The organism is Phormidium pseudopriestleyi FRX01 (assembly GCF_017313335.1).
In the GTDB taxonomy this organism is placed as follows: Bacteria; Cyanobacteriota; Cyanobacteriia; order Cyanobacteriales; family Laspinemataceae; genus Laspinema; species Laspinema pseudopriestleyi.
Genome location: NZ_JAFLQW010000147.1, coordinates 1 through 3,620, shown reverse-complemented (window position 1 = coordinate 3,620; position 3,620 = coordinate 1). Strand labels below are relative to the sequence as shown.

Sequence of the window (3,620 nt, the reverse complement as noted above, 5' to 3'; positions counted from 1 at the left end):
TCTTTAGAGCGCGAGGCTACCAGCCCTACCGTGTTTCTCTTGTGTCTGTGCCACAAACTAGCGGGTTTAGACTGCTCCTAGGGGTTCAGCTTCCCCGCTTGCTGGCCAAGGGGAGAGAATAGACTTCGAGCAGTTTCCTGTCAAAGATTCAGCCGTTGTTTTTGAGGGCTGGTTCAATTCAACTTCCGGTTTGGCTGGCAAGCATTCAGATGACGTCAAAAAGACGCTTCCGTACTATTTTAGACGCTTTCCTTTGGAAATTTTTAAGCCTAGAAAAACTATTATAGCTTGAATGCTTCTTTTTGAACACCGAGCTGATGAAATTTTTCAAATAATTTCTGTACAATCTCTTGTTAAGACCCTCGATTGGAAACCCTGGCCACCTGTGAAGAGGGGACAGATCCATTCACGATCAAGGGCGATCGCTGTCATTGAAGAGAATTTATTTTAAGCAGAGGTTAACGGTTAACTTGGAACTCACCGAACCTTGATTGCCCTGCTCCTGAACCCTAATTTTGCTCTAGGCTTGAGCTAGAGAAGAGACAGGGGGAGAATCCTGGTGAGCATCATTGATAGTTAACTGCTCTGGATCATCGGGAGATTTCCCAGAGGACTGGTCTTCTTGCGGGGTGGGTTCGCGGTCACTTCCCGAGCGATCGCTTTGATTTTGCAGGTCCTTTAAAGTGTCCACAAAATCACGAATCCCTTGGAATTGTCGATAAACCGAGGCAAAGCGGATATAGGCCACTTCACTGACTTCTTGAAGTTGAGAAAGGACGAGTTCTCCGATATCATTGCTCGGTACTTCTCGTCTAAATCGCTGTTGCTGCAATTGAGCTTCGATTTCATCAACTAAATTTTCAATTTGTCCAGACTCAACGCCGGTTTTTTCACAAGCGCGAACAATCCCGCGCAGTAACTTAGAGCGATCGAACGATTCGCGGGAGCCATCTCGTTTAATCACTGTGATCGGGACATATTCAATCCGTTCATAAGTGGTAAAGCGACGATTGCACTTGAGACACTCCCGGCGACGCCGGACGCTTTGACCGGCTTCAGCAGAGCGAGATTCTAGCACCCGACTGTCAGTATGCTGGCAAAATGGACATCGCATGATTTTTGTCCTTTGAGCGAGAGGAACTCCGAGGGGAAGGCAGAAAGAAATCAGGAAATTATTCAGACGCACTGTCTGTTTTTATCCTTAGAGTTCCCGCTCTTAAATCTTCCTGCCTAAACTCGGTGGAAAGCGCAGTTTGGGGCTGGCTTGAGGACTGGGGTCCAAGTCTGGGGGGGAAAATCTGAGTCTATAGCAATCCTATCTTTGAAGGTTCAATGCGATCGCAATGGCCTTCGATGCCTTCTTGAACCAATGGAATAAGTCAGCTATAGCGGTTCTAAATGATTAGGCGAATGGACGTCGGCGGCCCCCAACCGTCGGCGGCCCAAAGCGGGAGAGGGGACGGGGGTGAGGTGTCAAACTGCTGCAAGACTGGCTATATAGGAATAAATCGACTCAGAAATTCACCCCGGATTGTTACTTGCCAATGCGAGGCGGTTCACGGAAGGCGATCGCAAAGAACAGCACACCGATGGCTAAAGTCAGAATTAAGATGTAAGCGACACTCTGCATGATGATAAATTCCTGCTAATCAAAGGTAACACCAGTCTACCAAGCAATATAAAAAAGGTCTAACAAAATGCACTTGTCTTTGGGGACCAGTCCAGTTGTTAGACCTGACTTGAGAGTCACAGGTAAACCACTCTAAACTTCTTGTTTGCGGGTTGAAACGTCCCCGACTTTTTGGAACAGACCGAACTCGACCTGCTCTTCGAGATCCGGGTCAATTCCAGCAAACACATCGCGGAAAATAGTCCGAGACCCGTGCCAGATATGACCGAAGAAGAACAGCAAAGCAAAGCAGGCATGACCATAAGTAAACCAACCGCGAGTGCTCGTGCGGAACACACCATCAGAGTTGAGGGTTTCGCGATCGAACGCAAACGGTTCGCCCAACTGAGCTTTCCGAGCATACTGCTTGACTAAAGCCGGTTCACTAACGGTTTTACCGCCTAGTTCACCACCATAGAAGCTCACCGTCACGCCGGTTTGCTCAAAGCTGTATTTAGATTCAGCACGACGGAAAGGAATATCCGCCCGCACAATCCCATCGGAGTCAGTCAAGACCACCGGGAAGGTTTCAAAGAAGTTGGGAAGACGACGCACCGAGAGTACGCGACCTTCACCATCTTTAAAGACGGGATGACCCAACCAACCTTGGGCGAGTCCATCCCCATTGTTCATGGGTCCTACGCGGAACAGACCGCCTTTGGCGGGGTTGTTGCCGACGTAATCATAGAACGCCAGTTTCTCAGGAATTTGGGACCAGGCTTGCTCTAGGTTATCTCCTTGAGCCAAGGAGGTTTGCACGCGCCGATCAATTTCCTGCTGGAAGTAGTTGCTATCCCACTGATAGCGGGTTGGACCAAACAGTTCAATCGGAGTCGTGGCAGAACCGTACCACATGGTCCCGGCGACGATGAAAGCTGCGAAAAAGACGGCAGCGATACTGCTAGAGAGCACGGTTTCAATGTTCCCCATCCGCAGTGCTCGGTACAACCGCTCAGGCGGACGCACCGATAAGTGGAAAATGCCAGCAATAATGCCAACAATACCCGCTGCAATGTGGTGAGCCACGATACCACCCGCATTAAAGGGGTTAAAGCCATCGGGTCCCCACTCCGGCGCAACGGGCTGGATATGTCCCGTTATGCCATAAGGGTCAGAAATCCACATCCCCGGTCCGAATAAACCTGTGAGGTGAAATGCTCCAAATCCGAAGCACAGCAGACCCGATAAGAATAAGTGGATGCCAAACATTTTGGGCAAGTCCAGGGCGGGTTCGCCAGTGCGCGGATCGGTGAACAGTTCCAAATCCCAGTAAACCCAGTGCCAGCAAGCAGCTAGGAAGAGTAATCCGGAGAGGACAATATGAGCGGTCGCAACCCCTTCAAATGACCAGAATCCGACATCGGCGGCGCTTTCGCCGGTAATGCTCCAGCCTCTCCAAGAATCCGTTACGCCGAGGCGAGCCATGAAGGGCATGACGAACATCCCCTGACGCCATATAGGGTTCAGGACGGGATCACTCGGATCAAAAATCGCCAGTTCATAAAGGGCCATTGAACCGGCCCAACCTGCCACCAGAGCAGTGTGCATCAGGTGTACGGCAATCAACCGACCCGGATCGTTTAAAACGACTGTGTGTACTCGATACCAGGGTAGTCCCATTGACTACGCTTCCTCCTCAGTTTGAGTTATCTATTTGGACGCTATCTTTGAGCCTTTTATAAAGTCAAAGCGTTTTCACTGCGGGCCAAGCCTTAAAACTGGGGGCTTGACAGTGGCTGCGCGATGACTATCCCATCTCAAAAATGAGACAGTATTTAAAGAATTGACACTCCCGATGTCTAAAGACACAGGGATTCTTGCACAGCCTTAGACCAAAGCCTAAGTCTGATGGGCGCTGCTCAAAGTGCCTCTAATAAGTCCGCTCAAATTAGATTTGAACTTTCCCTTTACTTTGCGAAGGATATGACGCGCCATTACAGCCCGCATTGAT

Annotated in this window: 3 protein-coding genes; all 3 read right to left on the bottom strand. The window is 49.8% G+C overall.

The annotated features are described in order from the left end of the window. Positions 1-520: 520 nt before the first annotated feature. On the bottom strand, positions 521-1,114 hold the full coding sequence (gene nrdR, locus J0895_RS05545; protein ID WP_207087124.1) for a transcriptional regulator NrdR: 594 nt from the start codon (positions 1,112-1,114) through the stop codon (positions 521-523). Positions 1,115-1,534: 420 nt separating this feature from the next. Beyond that, positions 1,535-1,630 (bottom strand): photosystem II reaction center protein T, encoded by a 96-nt coding sequence (locus J0895_RS05540; RefSeq protein ID WP_015148751.1) that lies wholly within the window; start codon positions 1,628-1,630, stop codon positions 1,535-1,537. A gap of 132 nt (positions 1,631-1,762) precedes the next feature. Further along, on the bottom strand, positions 1,763-3,289 hold the full coding sequence (psbB, locus tag J0895_RS05535) for a photosystem II chlorophyll-binding protein CP47 (protein WP_207087123.1): 1,527 nt from the start codon (positions 3,287-3,289) through the stop codon (positions 1,763-1,765). Between the last annotated feature and the right edge of the window lie 331 nt (positions 3,290-3,620).